This window comes from Pseudomonas imperatae (genome assembly GCF_057128625.1).
The window spans coordinates 105,900-122,858 of record NZ_JBSKHP010000022.1; the positions used below are offsets into that span (position 1 = coordinate 105,900).

General features: G+C 64.6%; 12 protein-coding genes. 10 read left to right on the forward strand and 2 right to left on the reverse strand.

The genetic code is table 11. The features are described 5' to 3' along the window. Window positions 1–110 precede the first annotated feature (110 nt). Window positions 111–1,109: an NAD(P)H-quinone oxidoreductase gene (locus tag ACWKWX_RS24240; protein WP_483829148.1), complete on the forward strand. Its 999-nt coding sequence runs from the start codon at window positions 111–113 to the stop codon at window positions 1,107–1,109. A gap of 49 nt (window positions 1,110–1,158) precedes the next feature. Here ACWKWX_RS24240 and mqo read toward each other — a convergent pair whose 3' ends face one another. Both mqo and ACWKWX_RS24250 read right to left on the reverse strand, forming a co-directional pair. Continuing rightward, window positions 1,159–2,799, reverse strand: a complete 1,641-nt coding sequence (gene mqo / locus ACWKWX_RS24245; RefSeq protein ID WP_416424663.1) for a malate dehydrogenase (quinone) — start codon at window positions 2,797–2,799, stop codon at window positions 1,159–1,161. Window positions 2,800–3,187: 388 nt separating this feature from the next. Then, window positions 3,188–5,518: a putative bifunctional diguanylate cyclase/phosphodiesterase gene (locus tag ACWKWX_RS24250; protein ID WP_473002517.1), complete on the reverse strand. Its 2,331-nt coding sequence runs from the start codon at window positions 5,516–5,518 to the stop codon at window positions 3,188–3,190. A gap of 275 nt (window positions 5,519–5,793) precedes the next feature. On the opposite strand from ACWKWX_RS24250, the gene ACWKWX_RS24255 reads away from it, so the two are divergent. The 9 genes from ACWKWX_RS24255 to tssH all read left to right on the forward strand — a co-directional run bounded on the left by ACWKWX_RS24255 (window position 5,794) and on the right by tssH (window position 16,897). Further along, complete coding sequence (locus tag ACWKWX_RS24255; RefSeq protein ID WP_416424661.1) at window positions 5,794–5,928, forward strand: PSPA7_2676 family Cys-rich small protein; 135 nt, start codon at window positions 5,794–5,796, stop codon at window positions 5,926–5,928. A gap of 108 nt (window positions 5,929–6,036) precedes the next feature. Further along, window positions 6,037–7,404 carry an MFS transporter gene (locus tag ACWKWX_RS24260; protein ID WP_483829141.1) on the forward strand — a complete coding sequence of 456 codons (1,368 nt, stop codon included), beginning with the start codon at window positions 6,037–6,039 and terminating at the stop codon, window positions 7,402–7,404. Between the two features lie 477 nt (window positions 7,405–7,881). After that, window positions 7,882–8,385, forward strand: a complete 504-nt coding sequence (gene tssB, locus ACWKWX_RS24265; RefSeq protein WP_416424659.1) for a type VI secretion system contractile sheath small subunit — start codon at window positions 7,882–7,884, stop codon at window positions 8,383–8,385. Between the two features lie 32 nt (window positions 8,386–8,417). Continuing rightward, entirely contained in the window at window positions 8,418–9,956 is a 1,539-nt protein-coding gene (tssC, locus tag ACWKWX_RS24270; RefSeq protein WP_416424658.1) for a type VI secretion system contractile sheath large subunit, read from the forward strand. A 21-nt stretch (window positions 9,957–9,977) separates the two neighbouring features. Next, window positions 9,978–11,333 (forward strand): type VI secretion system baseplate subunit TssK, encoded by a 1,356-nt coding sequence (gene tssK / locus ACWKWX_RS24275; RefSeq protein ID WP_483829142.1) that lies wholly within the window; start codon window positions 9,978–9,980, stop codon window positions 11,331–11,333. Beyond that, complete coding sequence (gene tssL / locus ACWKWX_RS24280; RefSeq protein ID WP_483829143.1) at window positions 11,330–12,010, forward strand: type VI secretion system protein TssL, short form; 681 nt, start codon at window positions 11,330–11,332, stop codon at window positions 12,008–12,010. The genes tssK and tssL overlap by 4 nt, the downstream gene beginning before the upstream one ends. A 10-nt stretch (window positions 12,011–12,020) precedes the next feature. After that, entirely contained in the window at window positions 12,021–13,697 is a 1,677-nt protein-coding gene (locus ACWKWX_RS24285; RefSeq protein ID WP_483829144.1) for an OmpA family protein, read from the forward strand. A gap of 13 nt (window positions 13,698–13,710) precedes the next feature. Next, complete coding sequence (locus ACWKWX_RS24290; protein ID WP_483829145.1) at window positions 13,711–14,202, forward strand: Hcp family type VI secretion system effector; 492 nt, start codon at window positions 13,711–13,713, stop codon at window positions 14,200–14,202. Window positions 14,203–14,299: 97 nt separating this feature from the next. Then, the gene (gene tssH, locus ACWKWX_RS24295; RefSeq protein ID WP_483829146.1) at window positions 14,300–16,897 is read left to right on the forward strand and encodes a type VI secretion system ATPase TssH; all 2,598 of its coding nucleotides are present in this window, start codon (window positions 14,300–14,302) and stop codon (window positions 16,895–16,897) included. The last annotated feature ends 62 nt before the right edge of the window (window positions 16,898–16,959 follow it).

Below are 16,959 nucleotides of genomic sequence, written 5' to 3' on the forward strand. Positions count from 1 at the left end.
TGGATAATCGCTGCATTATTGCATCTTCCTGCGGCGCTATGATGAACGCCTTGCCGTTGGTGGTTGTCACTGCCAATAGCCCACTTCATCGGAGCACCACCATGCCTGCCATCCAACTGCCGTCCACCATGACCTACATCGAGATCACCCAGCCCGGTGGCCCCGAAGTGCTGCAACCGCGCCAGGGCCCGCTGCCCGTGGCCAAGCCCCATGAGCTGCTGATCAAGGTGCACGCTGCTGGCGTCAACCGCCCCGACGCCTTGCAGCGCGCCGGCCAGTATCCCATGCAGCCGGGCATGAACCCGCTGCCGGGGCTGGAAGTGGCCGGCGAGGTGGTGGGCCTGGGCGCGGACGTGCAGGGCTTTGCCCTGGGTGACAAGGTATGTGCGCTGACCAACGGCGGCGGCTACGCCGAGTACTGCACCGTGCCCGCCACCCAGGCACTGGCGGTGCCGCCCGGCATGGACATGATCACCGCCGCGGCCATTCCGGAAACCTTCTTCACCGTGTGGGCCAACCTGTTCGACATGGCCCACCTGGACGCCACCCAGAGCGTGCTGATTCACGGCGGCACCAGCGGCATTGGCACCACCGCGCTGGCCCTGTGCAAGGCGCTGGGCATCAAGGCGTTTGCCACCGCCGGCACGGCAGAGAAATGCGCGCAGGTGCAGGCCCTGGGCGGCGAACCGATCAATTACCGCGAGCAGGATTTCGCCCAGGTGATTGCCGAGCGCACCGCAGGCAAGGGCGTGGACGTGATCCTGGACATCATGGGCGGCGCGTATTTCGAGCAGAACATTGCCGCCCTGGCCCGTCGCGGGCGCCTGGTGGTGATTGGTTTCCTGGGCGGCGCCAAGGTCAAGGAGGTGAACTTGCTGGCGATCATGGCCAAGCAGGCCGTGGTCACCGGGTCGCTGCTACGCTCGCGCAGCACGGAAGAGAAGGCGGTGATCGCCGCCGGGTTGGAGCGTCACGTGTGGCCGTTGCTGGCCGAAGGCAAGTCGCTGCCGGTGCTGGACCAGGTGTTTCCCCTGTCCGACGCCGCGGGTGCCCACCGGCGCATGGAAGGCGGGGATCACATCGGCAAGATTGTGTTGCAGGTGGTTTGATCCGGTAAGCCAAGGCAGCCGGCCTTGCGGGGCCGGCTGCCGTCGAGCCTTACAGCGCCATGTCGGCCGCTGGGTTGCTCGCCGCTTTAGCCGGCGCGGCCTGTGGCTGCGGGGCCGCAGTCAGGTCGATGGCCGGTGGCGGGTTCAGTTGCAGCACCTGGCTGGTGTAGGTCCATTCCTGCATCACGGCTTCAGGATGGTCGTTCAGCTTGGTGCCGTAGCTGGGCACGATCTGACGCAGTTTGTCCTGCCAGGCCGGGGTGGCGACCTTGTCCTTGAACACCTTCTCCAGCACGCTGAGCATGATTGGCGCGGCGGTCGAGGCACCTGGCGAGGCGCCCAGCAGGCCGGCGATGGTGCCGTCCTGGGACGCGACGATCTCGGTGCCCAGCTTCAGCACGCCGCCCTTGTCGGCATCACGCTTGATGATCTGCACGCGCTGGCCGGCTTGCCACAGGCGCCAGTCTTCTTTCTTCGCTTTCGGGAAGTATTCCTTCAGGGCGTTGAAGCGGTCGTCATCCGACAGCATCAGTTGGCCGGCCAGGTATTCCACCAGCGGGTACTGTTCGATACCGACCTTGGTCATCGGCCACACGTTGTGCGTGGTGGTGCTGGTCAGCAGGTCGAAGTACGAGCCGTTCTTCAGGAACTTGGTGGAGAAGGTGGCGAACGGGCCAAACAGGATCACGCGCTTGCCGTCCAGCACGCGGGTGTCCAGGTGCGGTACCGACATGGGCGGTGCGCCCACCGAGGCGATGCCGTAGGCCTTGGCCATGTGCTGCTCGGCAACGCTGGCGTTGTCGGTGACCAGGAACGAGCCGCCCACCGGGAAGCCGGCGTATTCACGCGCTTCGGGGATGCCCGACTTCTGCAGCAGGTGCAGGGCACCGCCGCCGGCGCCGATGAACAGGAACTTGGCGTCGGTGACCGATTCGGTGCCGTCTTTCAAGTTCTTGTAGGTCACGCGCCACGAACCGTCGTCGTTGCGGGAAATGTCTTCAACTTCGCTGGACAGCTTCAAGTCGAAGTTGGACTTGGTCTGCAAGTAGCCGACGAACTGGCGAGTGATTTCACCAAAGTTCACGTCAGTACCAATCGGGGTCCAGGTAGCGGCGACTTTCTGTTTCGGGTCGCGGCCGTCCATCATCAACGGCACCCACTGCTTGATCTGCTCCGGGTCTTCCGAGTACTGCATCGGGCGGAACAGCGGGCTGGCCTGCAGGGCGTCGTAGCGCTTCTTCAGGTACTTGATGTTGTCGTCGCCCCACAGGAAGCTCATGTGTGGGGTGGAGTTGATGAACGAGTGCGGGTTCTTCAGCACGTCATTCTTGACCTGCCACGACCAGAACTGGCGCGATACCTGGAAGGATTCGTTGATTTCAACGGCCTTGGAGATATCGATCTTGCCGTCCTTGCCTTCCGGCGTGTAGTTCAATTCGGCCAGGGCCGAGTGACCGGTACCGGCGTTGTTCCAGCCGTTGGAACTTTCCTCGGCGACGCCGTCCAGGCGTTCGACCATTTCCATCGACCAGCCCGGCTCCAGTTCATTGAGCCAGATACCCAGCGTGGAACTCATGATGCCGCCGCCTACCAGCAGCACATCAACTTTCTTCGGCTCGGCGCCATGGGCCGGCAGCAGCGTCATGGACAACGCCAGACCCAGGAGGGTCCTGTTCATTTTCTTCAACATCAATAACCCCTGATTTAAAAAACTCAATCCGCGTCCCGCTCTTTTTGGCGAAATAACCGGGGCAGTGAGTACTGAAAAAGATAGGGAGCTATCTTTTCCGTAGTCATGTCCCTCCGGAGCCGATTTCTTGTTAATTATTGGCGACAGCTACTAGGGGGCATTCTTTATGGGGGTGCCTAAAGGCACCTGTATTGCTATCTAGATTGCTAGAAGTTTTTCGCGGTTGCGGCACTTCGTCGCGGGGGGATAATACCTTAGTCGTATGAAAAATGTTTCATGAAATGGCGTAAATGCCATCATTGACCGTTTTTGTGGGAGCTGGCTTGCCAGCGAGCTTTAGGGGCCCAACAGCTCGCTGGCAAGCCAGCTCCCACGGATACGTTTATCGTTACGGGTTCTGGTAGAGCCAGGCTTCGAACTCGGCGGCGGGCATGGGCCGGGCGATCAGGTAGCCCTGGCCCACGTCGCAGCCGGCCTGGCGGACGAAATCGTACTGCTCCGGAGTCTCGATGCCTTCGGCGGTCACGCTGAACTTCAGCGCGTGGCCCAGCTGGATGATCGCGCGGGTAATGGCCACGTGGGTGGCGGAGTGGGGCAGTTCCTGGATAAAGGCGCGGTCGATCTTGAGGTTGTCCACCGGTAGCAGATGCAGGTATGCCAGCGAGGAATAGCCGGTGCCGAAGTCGTCCACCGCGGTGGTCACGCCCATGCCCTGCAGGCGCCCCAGCACGCTGCGCGCCAGCTGGCGGCTTTCCAGGAACAGGCTCTCGGTGACCTCCACTTCCAGCAGCCGCGCGGGCAGTTGATAACGCTGCAGGGCGCGGCTGACGGTATCGACAAAATCGCTGCGCTCGATCTGCGGCACCGCCACGTTGACGGCGACGTGGCCGTTGAAGCAACCCTCGTCGCGCCACTGGCGCAGGTGTGCGCACACCTGGTCCAGCAGCCACTCGCCCATGGGCACGATCAGCCCGGTGCGCTCGGCCAGGGGGATGAAGTCGGCGGGGGCGACCAGGCCGGCCACCGGGTCGCGCCAGCGCATCAGGGCCTCGGCGCCCATCACCTGGCCATCGGCCAGGCTCAGCTTGGGCTGGTACCACACCTCCAGCTCGCTGTTCTCCAGCGCCCGGCGCAAGGCATGCTCCAGGCTCACGCGCTCCTGCATGTGCTGGGTCATGTGCCGCTGGTAGAAGCGGTAGTCGTTGCGCCCGGCTTCCTTGGCCGCGTACATGGCGGTGTCGGCGTGGCGCAGCAGGGTATCGGCGCAGCTGCCGTCTGCCGGGTACAGCGCCACGCCGATGCTGGCGGTGATCAGCGCGGTGCTGCCGTCCAGGTCGAACGGTGGGCGCAGGCTGTCGAGCAGGGCCTGCAGGCGGCCGATCACTTCTTCCTCCTGGCGCTCGACCGGCAGCACAAAGGCGAACTCGTCGCCGCCCAGCCGTGCCACCAGGTCGCCGGGGCGCAGGGCGCGCTGGAAGCGCAGGGTGGCTTCGTGCAGCAGGCGGTCGCCAGTGGGGTGGCCGAGGGTGTCGTTGACGGTCTTGAAGCCGTCCAGGTCCAGCACCAGCACGGCCAGCTGGCGCCCGCGGCTGGCGGCCTGGCGAATGCCCTCGCCCAGCCGTTCATGGAACAGCACGCGGTTGGCAAGCCCGGTAGTGACGTCGAAATGCGCCAGGCGCTCCAGGGCTTCCTGGGTCTGCTTGAGGCGGGTGATGTCGTTGGAGATGCCCAGCACCCCCAGCAACTGGCCGTCGGGGGTGCGCAGCGGGCACTTGGTGGTCAGGTACGTGCGCGGTTCGCCGCGCTTGTGGTGGATGTCCTCGAAGCGCTGGGCCTGGCCGCTGAACAGCACCGTGGCGTCGTCCAGGTTCTGCTGGCGGGCGTCGCTGGGCACCATGAAATCGTCGCGGCGGCGGCCCACCAGTTCGGCCTCCTGGTGGTCCACGGCGTCTTCGTACAGCTGGTTGCACAGCACCAGGCGGCCTTGGCTGTCGAACATGTAGATCAACGATGGGGCGTTGTCGACAATCGCCTGCAACAGGGTTTTCTGCCGCAGCAACTCGGCTTCCGCCTGGCGTCGCTGGGAAATGTCACGCACCACGGCGAAGGTCACCGGTTCACCGTCCAGGTCCAGCACGCTCAGGGTTACCTCGGCGGGGAACAGGCTGCCGTCCAGGCGCCGGTGCGTCCATTCGAAGCGCTGCACGCCCTTGGCGGTGGCAGCGGCCAGCACCGCGTCGGCGCGCTCCACCGACGGCGTGCCGTCCTCCTGCAGGGGCGGCGACAGGTCCAGGGGGCTGATGTTGCGAAACGCTGCAGCGTCGCTGAAGCCGAAGGTGGCGAGCATGGCGGCGTTGGCCTGGCTGCTGAAGCCATGCTGGTCGAGGATCCACACCGCGTCCGGCGAGCACTCGAACAGGCGCCGGAAACGGTCCTCGCTCAGCGCAAGCGAAGCGCGTACCCGGGCATGGTCTTCGATCTGGCGCTTGAGCTCCAGGTTGCGCCGGCGAATCAGGCGCTGGCTGATGCCCACCTGCACGGCCAGCACCCCCAGCAGCACGATGGCCGCCAGGCACAGCCAGGTCAGCGGGGCCTGCCAGGCCTGCTGCCATTGCGCGCGGCCGGTCATGGCCAGCAGGCCGGCCAGCAGGGCTGCGGTCAGCGCCAGGTAGCGGGTGCCCGGGCAACGCAGGAAGTCATTGAGGGTTTTCTGGGTCATCGATGCCTGCCGAATCAAGAGCGTCGACGTCCTGTCTTGCGCAACGCCGACATGGCGTTTGAACCGGGTATCGGATAAAACCGGGCAAAGTTGAGGGGCGGGCAGGGCCACCTGACGAGCTGCAGGGCGGTCTGCACGGCCATGGGACGGGCACCGTGCAAAATGCATGAGGTTCGACCTGCAAAAACGCGGTTTTTACTACCTCTGGGTAGTTGGCCCGAACCCTGCAACGGTCATGGCAAGAATAATCGGGGCGTCACCCCGAGGAGGTTGCCGTGAGTATCATCTGTTTGATCAAAGGTTGCGAATGGGCCACTTATCCCGCACAACAACTGGGTTCGGCGCTGATGACCTGCGAGCGCTGCGAACGCTGCGGCGCCTTGCGTTACCACCGTTCGCTAGTCAATTGAATGACAGCAACATGAAAGCTCTGACAGCTTGAGCGCGGTGCGGTGAATTCCGCCCCGTGCGGCGCTACTCTCCAGAACTTCATTGCCTGATTCTGGATACCTTCGCCCATGCTTGCCCCCACCGACGGCCTGCCCCGGCAGCACCGTACCCCCGCCGTCATCGCCATCTCCCTGGCCGTCGGCATGGCCACTCTCGACACGGCCATCGTCAACACCGCGCTACCCACCCTGGCCAGCGGCATCGGCACCGATTCCGCCTCGGTCATCTGGGTGGTTAACGCCTATCAGCTGGCCATGGTCGCCACCATCCTGCCGTTCGCCTCGCTGGGCGAAGTGCTCGGCCACCGCCGCGTGTACCTGGGCGGGCTGCTGGTATTCCTGCTGTCGTCGCTGGTGTGCGGCCTGGCCTGGTCGCTGTCGTCCCTGGCCATCGCCCGGGTAGTGCAGGGCCTGGGCGCGGCAGCGATCATGAGCGTCAACACCGCGTTGTTGCGCTTCATCTACCCGTCGAAAATGCTTGGCCGCGGCATGGGCTACAACTCCCTGGTGGTAGGCCTGGCGTTCACCCTCGGGCCTACCGCGGCCTCGGCGATCCTCTCGGTGGCCAGCTGGCACTGGCTGTTCCTGATCAACGTGCCCCTGGGCGTGCTGGCAGCGTTGTTAGCCCAGCGCCACCTGCCGGACATCGCACCCGCCGGCCACGACTTCGACCGCCTGGCCGCCGTGCTTTGCGCCGGTTTGTTCGGCTGCCTGGTGCTGGGCCTGGGCACCACCGTGCACGGCGCCAACGGCCTGCTCACCGGCGCCGAGCTGGCCGTGGCCCTGGCCTGCGGCGCCTTGCTGCTGCGCCGCCAGGCCGGCCACCCGGCGCCCATGCTGGCCCTGGACCTGTTCAAGCGGCCGCTGTTCGCCCTGTCCTCGGCCACCGCCATCTGCGCCTTTACCAGCCAGGGCCTGGCCTTCGTCGCCTTGCCGTTCCTGCTGCAAAGCTTGCTGGGCCACAGCCAGGTGGCCACCGGTTTCCTCATGACCCCCTGGCCGGCCGTGGTAGCGCTCACCGCCCTGGTGGCCGGGCGCCTGGCCGACCGCTTCTCGCCAGGCCTGCTGGGCGGTATCGGCCTGCTGGCCCTGGGCCTGGGGATGGCCGCCCTGGCCTTGTTGGGCCCAGGTGCCAGCGCCGTCGACATCGGCTGGCGCATGGCCCTGTGCGGCGCCGGCTTCGGCTTTTTCCAGTCGCCCAACCTCAAGGCCCTGATGACCAGCGCCCCGGCCAACCGCAGCGGCGGCGCCAGTGGCATCGTCGCCACCTCGCGGCTGCTGGGGCAGACCCTCGGCGCCTCGCTGGTAGCGCTGTGCTTCCATGCATCGCTCAGCAGCGGGCCCGAGTGGGCGTTGTGGCTGGGCTGCGCCTTTGCCGTGGCGGGCAGCGTCGCCAGCGGCGCGCGGGTGTGGCAGGTGGGCGGCGGGTTTCGCTAATGTTTCCGTAGCAGCGGCCGCAGGCCGCGTCAGGGGGTGTCGCGCCATGTCCCACGTGGCCATCACCCCCGGCTTCAACGCTTATATACGACCTGAAACTATTTTAGCTGCCAAACCAGCAGATAAAGCGTGAGTCTCGTCACTCAGCCGTGCAATTATTCGAAGTGCACTCTTGACTATACAGAAGGTTATCTCTGATCTGTGTATTAAAAGTGCAGTGTATCTGTAGGGGTTTTTAGGTCGATTTGTAGGAAATATTACTTTGCCCTGTGGGACGCCTCTTGAATACCTTCCAGGGGTAGTATTGCTTCGAGCAATGACTTACGTTTTCGCCATCGCAACCATTACGGCATGTCAGCTTTTGACCCTGTCGTGCTGCCTTCCTGCGCAGCAATATGGCTGTGCCCGAACGATTGAAACTCTGCAACTTCGTAGCCGTCTTGCGTTAGTTGCTTTTTGTTACGAAGGGGAAAACCGATGGCATCGAACAGCTTCCAGAATGAAGTACCAAAGGCTCGCGTCAATATCAGGCTCGATTTGCATACCGGCGGCGCCCAGCGCAAGGTCGAACTGCCACTCAAACTCATGGTAATGGGCGATTACAGCAACGGCCGGGAGGCCCGTCCGCTATCGGCGCGCAGCAAGCTGGACATCAACAAGAACAATTTCGACAGCGTGCTGGCGGAGTTTGCACCTACCCTTAAGGTCAGCGTAGAGAATACCCTGCTGGATGAAGCAGGCGAGACAGTTGCCGCATTGAGTTTTCGGGCCATGAAGGATTTCGAGCCTGAACAGGTAGCCAGGCAAATTCCCCAGTTACGTTCACTCCTTGCAATGCGCAATCTGTTACGGGATCTCAAGTCCAATCTGTTGGATAACAGTACGTTTCGCCAGGAGTTCGAGCGCATTCTCAGGGATGAAACATTAAGTAATGAATTGCGTGCCGAGCTGTTGCTGTTGGGTTCGCAAACGCCTCGTTAATCTGTCGCTTCTGTTTTATAGGGAATTTCATCATGTCTGCAAGCCCCAACACGGCCTCGGGCCGTGACGCTGAAGTGTTGCCTGAAGAAAGCCAAAGTGTCTATGGCGGGTTGTTCGCGAAAATCAATCTGAGCCCGGTCGCCACCCTCGCGGACCTTGAAGTATTCCAACATGCCGAGGGCATGGCGGAAGCCTCGCCCGACGAGCGCGTGACCGCAGCCGTCAGCGTATTCCTCGAGCTGTTGAAACAGTCGTCGCGCAAGGTCGAGCGCCTGGACAAGAGCTTGCTGGATGAACATATCGCTTTGCTGGACCAGCAAATCAGCCGCCAACTCGATGCGGTGATGCACCATCCCGATTTCCAGCGCGTGGAATCCACCTGGCGCGGGGTGAAGTCACTGGTGGACCAGACCGATTTTCGCCAGAACGTGCGCATCGAGCTGCTGGATATCAGCAAGGCACACCTGGTAGAGGATTTCGACGACGCGCCCGAGATTGCCCAGAGCGGCCTGTACCAGCACACCTACATCCAGGAATACGACACCCCGGGAGGGGAGCCGATTGCCGCGGCCATCTCCAACTACGAGTTCGGTCGCGGGCCGCAGGACATTGCCTTGCTGCGCAATATCTCCAAGGTCGCCGCTGCCGCGCACATGCCGTTCATTGGTGCCGTCGGCCCGGCGTTCTTCGGCAAGCAGACCATGGAGGAGGTGGCTGCCATCAAGGACATCGGCAACTACTTCGATCGCGCCGAGTACCTGAAGTGGAAAGCCTTTCGTGACAGCGACGATGCCCGCTATGTCGGCCTGACCATGCCGCGGGTTTTGGGGCGGCTGCCCTATGGCCCCGACACCATCCCGGTGCGCAGCTTCAACTACGTGGAAAGCGTCAAGGGCCCGGACCACCACAAGTACCTGTGGACCAACGCGGCGTTTGCCTTCGCCGCCAACATGGTCAAGAGCTTCATCGCCAACGGCTGGTGCGTGCAGATACGCGGCCCGCAGTCGGGCGGGGCGGTGGCCGACCTGCCCATCCACCTGTACGACCTGGGCACCGGGAACCAGGTGAAGATTCCCTCTGAAGTGATGATCCCGGAAACCCGTGAATTCGAGTTCGCCAACCTCGGGTTCATCCCGCTTTCCTACTACAAGAATCGTGATTACGCCTGCTTTTTCTCGGCCAACTCCGCGCAGAAGCCGGCCTTGTTCGATACCCCCGATGCCACGGCCAATAGCCGCATCAACGCGCGCCTGCCCTACATCTTCCTGCTGTCGCGCATTGCTCATTACCTCAAGCTCATTCAGCGCGAGAACATCGGCACCACCAAGGACCGTCGCGTCCTGGAGCTGGAGCTGAACCGCTGGGTCAGTGGCCTGGTCACCGAAATGACCGACCCCAGCGATGACCTGCAGGCGTCCCACCCACTGCGGGAGGCGCGGGTGACGGTCGAGGACATCGACGACAACCCGGGTTTTTTCCGGGTCAAGCTGTATGCCGTGCCGCACTTCCAGGTCGAGGGCATGGACGTCAACTTGTCCCTGGTTTCGCAAATGCCGAAGGCCAAGGCCTGAACCGGCCCAGGGGATGACGCCATGAAAATCGACCGCCCGCTGTGGGCTGCCGGGGCCTTGCTATGCCCCCAGCAATTCCAGCAACAGGCCCGCTGGGAAGCCTGGACCAACGAATGCATTGCTCACCTGACCCTGGTGCACCCCTGGGGCGTCGGCTCGGTGGGCTTCGATCTGGACGCGTTGCGCCTTGGCAGGCTCAAGGCCAGCCAGCTGCGCCTGCGCCTGCCGGACGGCACGCTAATCGACTCCGATGCGGTGGACCTGTTGCCTCCCGCGCTGGAACTGGAGCGGCTGCTGCCTGCGGCCATCGACCACAGCGTCATTGTGGTTGCCTTGCCACTGGAGCAAGCCAACGGCAACAACTGCGTATTTGAAGGCACCCGGGTGGACCGCCCCATGCGCTATGTGCAGGGCTGGCGAGCGGTGCAGGATCTGTACGGCGATGATGTCCAGTCCGTGGGCCTGCTGGAGCATGCCCTGAGCCTGCGCCTGGCCACCGACGACAACGCCGACTACGTCGTCGCCCCGGTCGCCCGGCTGGTGCGCGACGGCCAGCAGGGCTGGTTGCTTGACCCCGGCTACGTACCTCCGCTATTGAGTTTCGCCGGCCACCCGGGGTTGTTGACCCAGCTGGACAACCTGCTGACCCAGTTGTCCGCCAAGCGCCTGCGCCTGATGGGCATGCGTCGCGAAAGCAACCAGCGCATGGCCGACTTCGCCGTGGCCGACGTCTCGCTGTTCTGGTTGCTCAACGCGTTGAACACCTACCAGCCGGTGCTGGCCGACCTGCGGGCACACCCGGCGCGTCATCCTGAACAGGTGTACCTGGAGCTGGTCAAGCTGGCGGGCGCGTTGCTGACGTTCTCCCTGGACCATGACGTCGATCAGCTGCCTGCTTATCGCCACGATGACCTGGGCAGCGTGTTCCCGCCGCTGATGGCGATCATCTCGACGTTGCTGGAAGCCAGCCTGCCGTCGCGGGTGATCGCGCTGCAGTTGCAGCCAGCGGCGGCCAACCGCTGGCAGGTGGCGCTCAACGATCCGCGCCTGCGTGAGCCCGGTGGCGCGGACTTCTACCTGTCGGTGTGTTGTCGTCTGCCCGCAGCGCAGTTGCAGAGCCAGTTCCCACGGCTGTGCAAGGCCGGCACGCCCGACGACGTCGACCATCTGGTCAATGCCGCGCTCGACGGGGTGCCGCTGCAGCCACTGGCGCACGTACCCGCAGCCATTCCACTGCGCCTCGAAAACCAGTACTTCGCCCTGGACTTCAGCCACATCAAGGGCCAGGCAGTGCTGGCCGCAGGCGTCTGCGCCTTCTACGTACCCAGCACCCTGGCAGACGTGAAGCTTGAGTTGTTCGCGGTGCTACGCACATGAGCCTTCTACCTATGAAAAAGCATTTGGACACTGCGGTGGTTATCGATCAATTGCTGCAGGACAGCTACCTGCTGGTGGTCGAACTGCAGCAACACACGCCGTTGCAGGAGGCCGCGCCACTGCGCGACCGCTGTGTCGCCCAGATCGAGCGAGTACGCCGCGAGTTGGCAAGCGCCAGCGTCAGCGAAGCCAGCATCGATCATGTCTGCCTGGCCCATTGCGCCTTGCTGGATGAAACAGTCCTCAACGTTGCCAAGGGCGAGGACCATGCCACCTGGGCCAGCGAACCCTTGCAGGCGCGCTTCTTCAGCCGCCACCAGGCCGGGGACTACCTGTACGAAACGCTGCGCGAGTTGCTGCGCCAGCCCAACCCCGACCCATTGGTGCTCACGGTCTACCAGCGGGTGTTGACGCTGGGCTTCCGCGGTCGTTATCGCGATGTGGAGGCCCCCGAACGTGCGCAGTTAGTGGCGGCATTGAACGCACAGGTGCCACCGCTGGACCTGCACACGGTGCTGCCCACCCAGGCCGGCGCTACTTCCAGGTCCGGCTGGCCGCTCGGCGCTTCGCCGCTGGTGCATTGCCTGGTCGCGGGGCTCTTGCTGGCGGGCGCGTGGTGGGCATTGACACAGTTGCTCGGTAAACAGGTCGCCGCGCTGCTGGTCGGCGCGGCCTGAGGTGGGGGCGATGACGCAGACATTGAACCGTGCGCTGTGGCTGTGGGCGACTGCACTCATCCTCCTGTTGTTGATGGTCCTGCCGCTGGGTACGGCCGCCGCCGCGGGGGCGGCGTTGGTCACGGTGGTGGGGGTAGGGTGGGCCTGGCGGCGAGCAGGGCAACCGATCGTGGCCAAGGGGCTGATGGTTTCCGAGTCCGCGTTGCCACCTGCGGAGTACGGCCTTCCGGTGGTGCTGGTGTGCGGCGATGGTTTGACCGAGCTGTTTGCGGGCCGGTCCCAGCACGCTAGCGAGCAGGGCACCTACGTCCAGGTCGCCGACGTTGAACAGTTGCCCAGGGTTGTGGGTGACCTGCTGGCGGTACGCCCAGAGTGGGGCGGGCAACTGAGCGTGATGTTCGTCGTCAACCCCGGCGAGCATCAGGACGACAGCGGCTTGGCCTGCCGGGTCCGGGCCTTCGGTCACCAACTGGTGCTGGCACGCAGGGCTGGCCACGGCTTGCCGCTGCTGTTGGTCAGTTACGTGCCGGCCAGCCAGGGGGCGGGTGCCTGGTTCAGCTGGGAGGCGGGTCAGGCCAGCACGCTAGTGCGCGAGAACGGCGCTTGCAGCGACCTGGGGGCCTGGCAAGGGCAGGCTGCGACTACCGCGCAACGGGCGGCGCGGCTGCATGCCAGCGTGCAGCTCAACAGCGCCGCGGTGTGGCTGCACGGCCGGGTGCTGGCGTATCTGAACGCGGGTGCAGGCGCTGCTGCCTCGGTACAACCGTTGGCCTGCGCCATCGCGCTGGCGCCCACTGCGCCACGGCTGCCCGCGAACCTCTGGCAGCAGTGGCTGCAGGCCAGGGCGGGGCTGAAGAACGGTGCGCCGCAAACCGAAGGGCTGGCCCTGCCGTTTCCCGATCCATTGTTGCACCTGCTACCTGTCACCTCGTCAACCGCTGCGCAGCATCGCGCAGCGGCCCTGGCTGTATGGATGTTCACCCTCGCCAGCGCTGTCGCGCTGGGCAGTTCGGCCTGGCAGAACAGCCTGCTGGCAAGGCAGGTCACCGACGACCTGCGGCGCTACGACGCGGCCGCGCATACCCAGCCAGGCAAACCGGCGAGTCAGGCCCAGGAACAGGCGCTGGCTGCCTTGCGCCAGGATGCGGCGCGGCTGGACCGCTATTTCCGTCACGGCGCGCCCTGGGCGCTGGGGCTGGGCCTGTATCACGGCGAACCCCTGCGCCTGCCGGTGCATGCCGTGATCAATGGTCAGCACCCGCAGCTTGCCGTTGGCCCGGTGCGGCTGGACAGCCTGTCGTTGTTCAGCAGCGGTAGCGCCCAGCTCAAGCCCGACTCAACCCAGGTGCTGGTCAATGTCCTGCTGGGCATCAAGGCCCAGCCCGGCTGGCTGATCGTCATCGCCGGGCACACCGACGCCTCGGGCAGCGCGGACACCAACCTGTCGCTGTCCCGGGCCCGAGCGGCAGCGGTGCGCGACTGGATGAAGGCCATGGGCAGCCTGCCTGACAGTTGTTTCGCCATACAGGGCTTCGGCGCCAGCCAGCCCATCGCCAGCAATGACACCGAACACGGACGCTCCGCCAACCGGCGCGTCGATATTCGCCTGGTGCCGGAAGCCGGGGCATGTGCCCGGCTGGCATCCACATCAGGCCTGCAAACCCAGTCGCATGTCGCGACATTTTGAGAAGGAGCTTCACATGGCAATTCCCGTTTACCTGTGGCTGAAAGATGACGGCGGCGCGGACCTCAAGGGTTCGGTGGATGTAAAGGATCGCGAAGGCAGCATCGAAGTGATCGCCCAGGACCACAAGGTCTACATCCCCACCGACAACAACACCGGCAAGCTGACGGGCGCGCGTATCCACACGCCCTTCCTGTTCACCAAGGAAATCGATGCCAGCAGCCCGTACCTCTACAAGGCGGTCAGCACCGGCCAGACCCTGAAAAGTGCCGAGTTCAAGTGGTACCGCATCGACGATGCCGGCCAGGAAGTGGAGTACTTCAACGCCACCCTGGAGAACGTCAAGGTGGTGCAGGTGGCGCCCAAGATGCACGACGTGAAGGACCCCGCCAAGGAGAAGCACAACCACCTGGAAGAGATCGAGTTGCGGTACGAGAAGATCACCTGGACCTACCTGGACGGCAACATCATCCACGCCGATGCCTGGAGTGAGCGTCAGACCGGCTGACCCGCAGCAGCCCCTGGTGTGCAGGGTTGAGCGTCCGTTCGCGGGCGCTCAGCCAAGCACATCGTGTCTCGCCAAACTTCTCGACAAGGACGTACCCATGGTACCGACCACCAGCCGTTTGCTTCGCCGTCTCAACCCGTATTGCGCCCAGGCCCTGAGTTCGGCGGCATCGCTGTGCCAGAGCCGCGGCCATGGGCATATCAGTATCGAGCACTGGTTGCTCAAACTGCTGGAGCAGGGGGAGGGCGACCTGCCCTTGATCGTCCGGCGCCATGACTGGGACATGGACGCGCTGTGGCGTGGCTTGCTCGATCATTTCGACAGCCTGCCCCGCAGTTTGCGTGGCAAGCCGCAGCTGTGCCACAGGCTCGAGCAGCTCATCGAGCAGGCCTGGCTGCGCGCGTCCCTGGAGGCAGGCAGCGAATACGTGCGGTCAGTCCACCTGCTGGGGGCGCTGTTGCAGCGGCCTGAATTGCTGGCCTGCGACGCGACCTGGCCGTTGCTCAGCCTCGGCGAAGCGCAATTGGAACGCTTGGGTTCACTGCTGGATCAGTCGGAGGAACGCCAGGCGCCGCCCGTCGAGACCATGACCTCGTTGCCCGCCGACACAACGTCGCAGAACGCCCTCGAGCGTTTCACCCACGACCTGACGGCCGACGCACGCGCGGGCAGGATCGACCCGGTGCTGGGCCGTGACAGTGAAATTCGCCAGGTCATCGACATTCTCAGCCGTCGGCGCAAGAACAACCCACTGCTGGTAGGCGAGCCCGGTGTCGGCAAGACCGCCCTGGTCGAAGGGCTGGCCTTGCGTATCGCCGAGGGCAACGTGCCCGATGCGCTGAAAGCGGTCAGCATCCGCAGCCTCGACCTTGGCCTGCTGCAGGCAGGGGCAGGGGTGAAGGGGGCGTTTGAGCAGCGCTTGAAGGAGATCATCGCGGCCGTCAAACAATCAGTGCCGCCGACGCTGCTGTTCATCGATGAAGCACACACCCTGATCGGCGCCGGCAACCAGGCTGGTGGCGCCGATGCCGCCAATTTATTGAAGCCCGCCCTGGCTCGCGGCGAGCTGCGCACCATCGCTGCCACCACCTGGTCGGAGTACAAACAGTACTTGGAGCGCGATGCAGCGCTGGAACGGCGCTTCCAGCGGGTGTCCGTTGATGAGCCCGATGACGCAGGCGCAAACCTGATGCTGCGTGGCCTCAAGGCGCGCTACGCGCAGTACCACGGCGTGCATATCCTCGACGAGGCGGTGCAGGCTGCAGTCGCACTGTCACGTCGCTACCTTGCCGGGCGGCAGCTACCGGACAACGCAGTCGACCTGCTCGACACCGCCAGTGCCCGGGTGCGCATGAGCCTGGACTGCCAGCCCCCGGCATTGCTGTGCCTCAAGGCGCAGCGCCAGGCGTTGGCGCTGGAGCGTCAGGCCCTGGAGGAGGATGCGCAATTACAGGGCCTGTGCATTGCCGCACCGCTGGCCGCCTTGGACACCCGCGATGCCGAGCTGCTGCACAGGTTGCAGGCGCTGGAAGACCAGTATCGCCAGGAGCGTGCCCTGGCCACGCAACTGCTTGCCGCCCGCCAGCACCCCGCGAGCGCCGGTGGTTGGGCCGCCTTGCTCGGACAGTTACAGGCAGCCCAGGGGCAGCAGCCGCTGGTGTCACTGGACGTCGGCGCCCGCAACGTCGCCGAAGTCATCGCTGACTGGACCGGCATTCCCCTGGGCAGCCTGCTCAAGGACGAGCAGGCAAGCTTGCTGGCGCTGGAACAACAGCTGGCCGAACGCGTCATTGGCCAGGACCGGGCCCTGGCCGCCCTGGCTCAACGCCTGCGCGCCGCCCGGACCGGCCTTGCTTCAGAGCACGCGCCGCTGGGCGTGTTCCTGCTGGTGGGCGGCAGTGGCGTGGGCAAGACCGAGACGGCCCTGGCATTGGCGGACTGCCTGTTTGGGGGCGAAAGATCGCTGGTCACCCTCAATCTCTCCGAGTACCAGGAAGCCCACACCGTCAGCCAGCTCAAGGGCGCGCCGCCTGGCTATGTCGGCTATGGCCAGGGCGGGGTGCTGACCGAAGCCGTGCGCCAGCGTCCCTACAGCGTGGTGCTGCTCGACGAGGTGGAGAAGGCTCATCGCGACGTGATCAATCTGTTCTACCAGGTGTTCGACCGCGGCTTCATGCGCGACGGTGAAGGCCGCGAAATCGACTTTCGCAACACGCTCATCGTCATGACCTCCAACCTGGGCAGCGACCGCTTGCAAGCGCTGCTGGAGCAGCAGCCCGACGCCGACGACAGCAACCTGCAGGCCCTGCTGCGCCCCTGCCTGCGGGAGCACTTCCAGCCGGCGCTGCTGGCTCGCTTCCAGACCCTGGTGTACCGGCCGCTGGCAGCCCCGGCGCTGGCGCGCATCGTCAGCCTCAAGCTGGCCAAGGTCGCCAAGCGCCTGCATCGCCACTATGGCCTCGCCTGCCAGATCGAACCGGCGCTGGTCAACGCCCTGGTTGCCGCCTGCCTGCTGCCCGACAGCGGCGCCCGCAACATCGACAGCCTGTTGCACCAACAGATCCTGCCGGTGCTCAGCCAGCAACTGTTGCAACGCCAGGCCGTTGGTCAACTTCCCCGCGCCGTCACCCTGGGCTACTGCGACGCCGACGGCATCACCCTGCAGTTCCACGACACTGCCCCCCAGGAGGCCTGACCATGGCTGAAGCCCCCCGCATCCTCTTCGACCACACCCGCCACCGCCTCAGCATCAGCCAA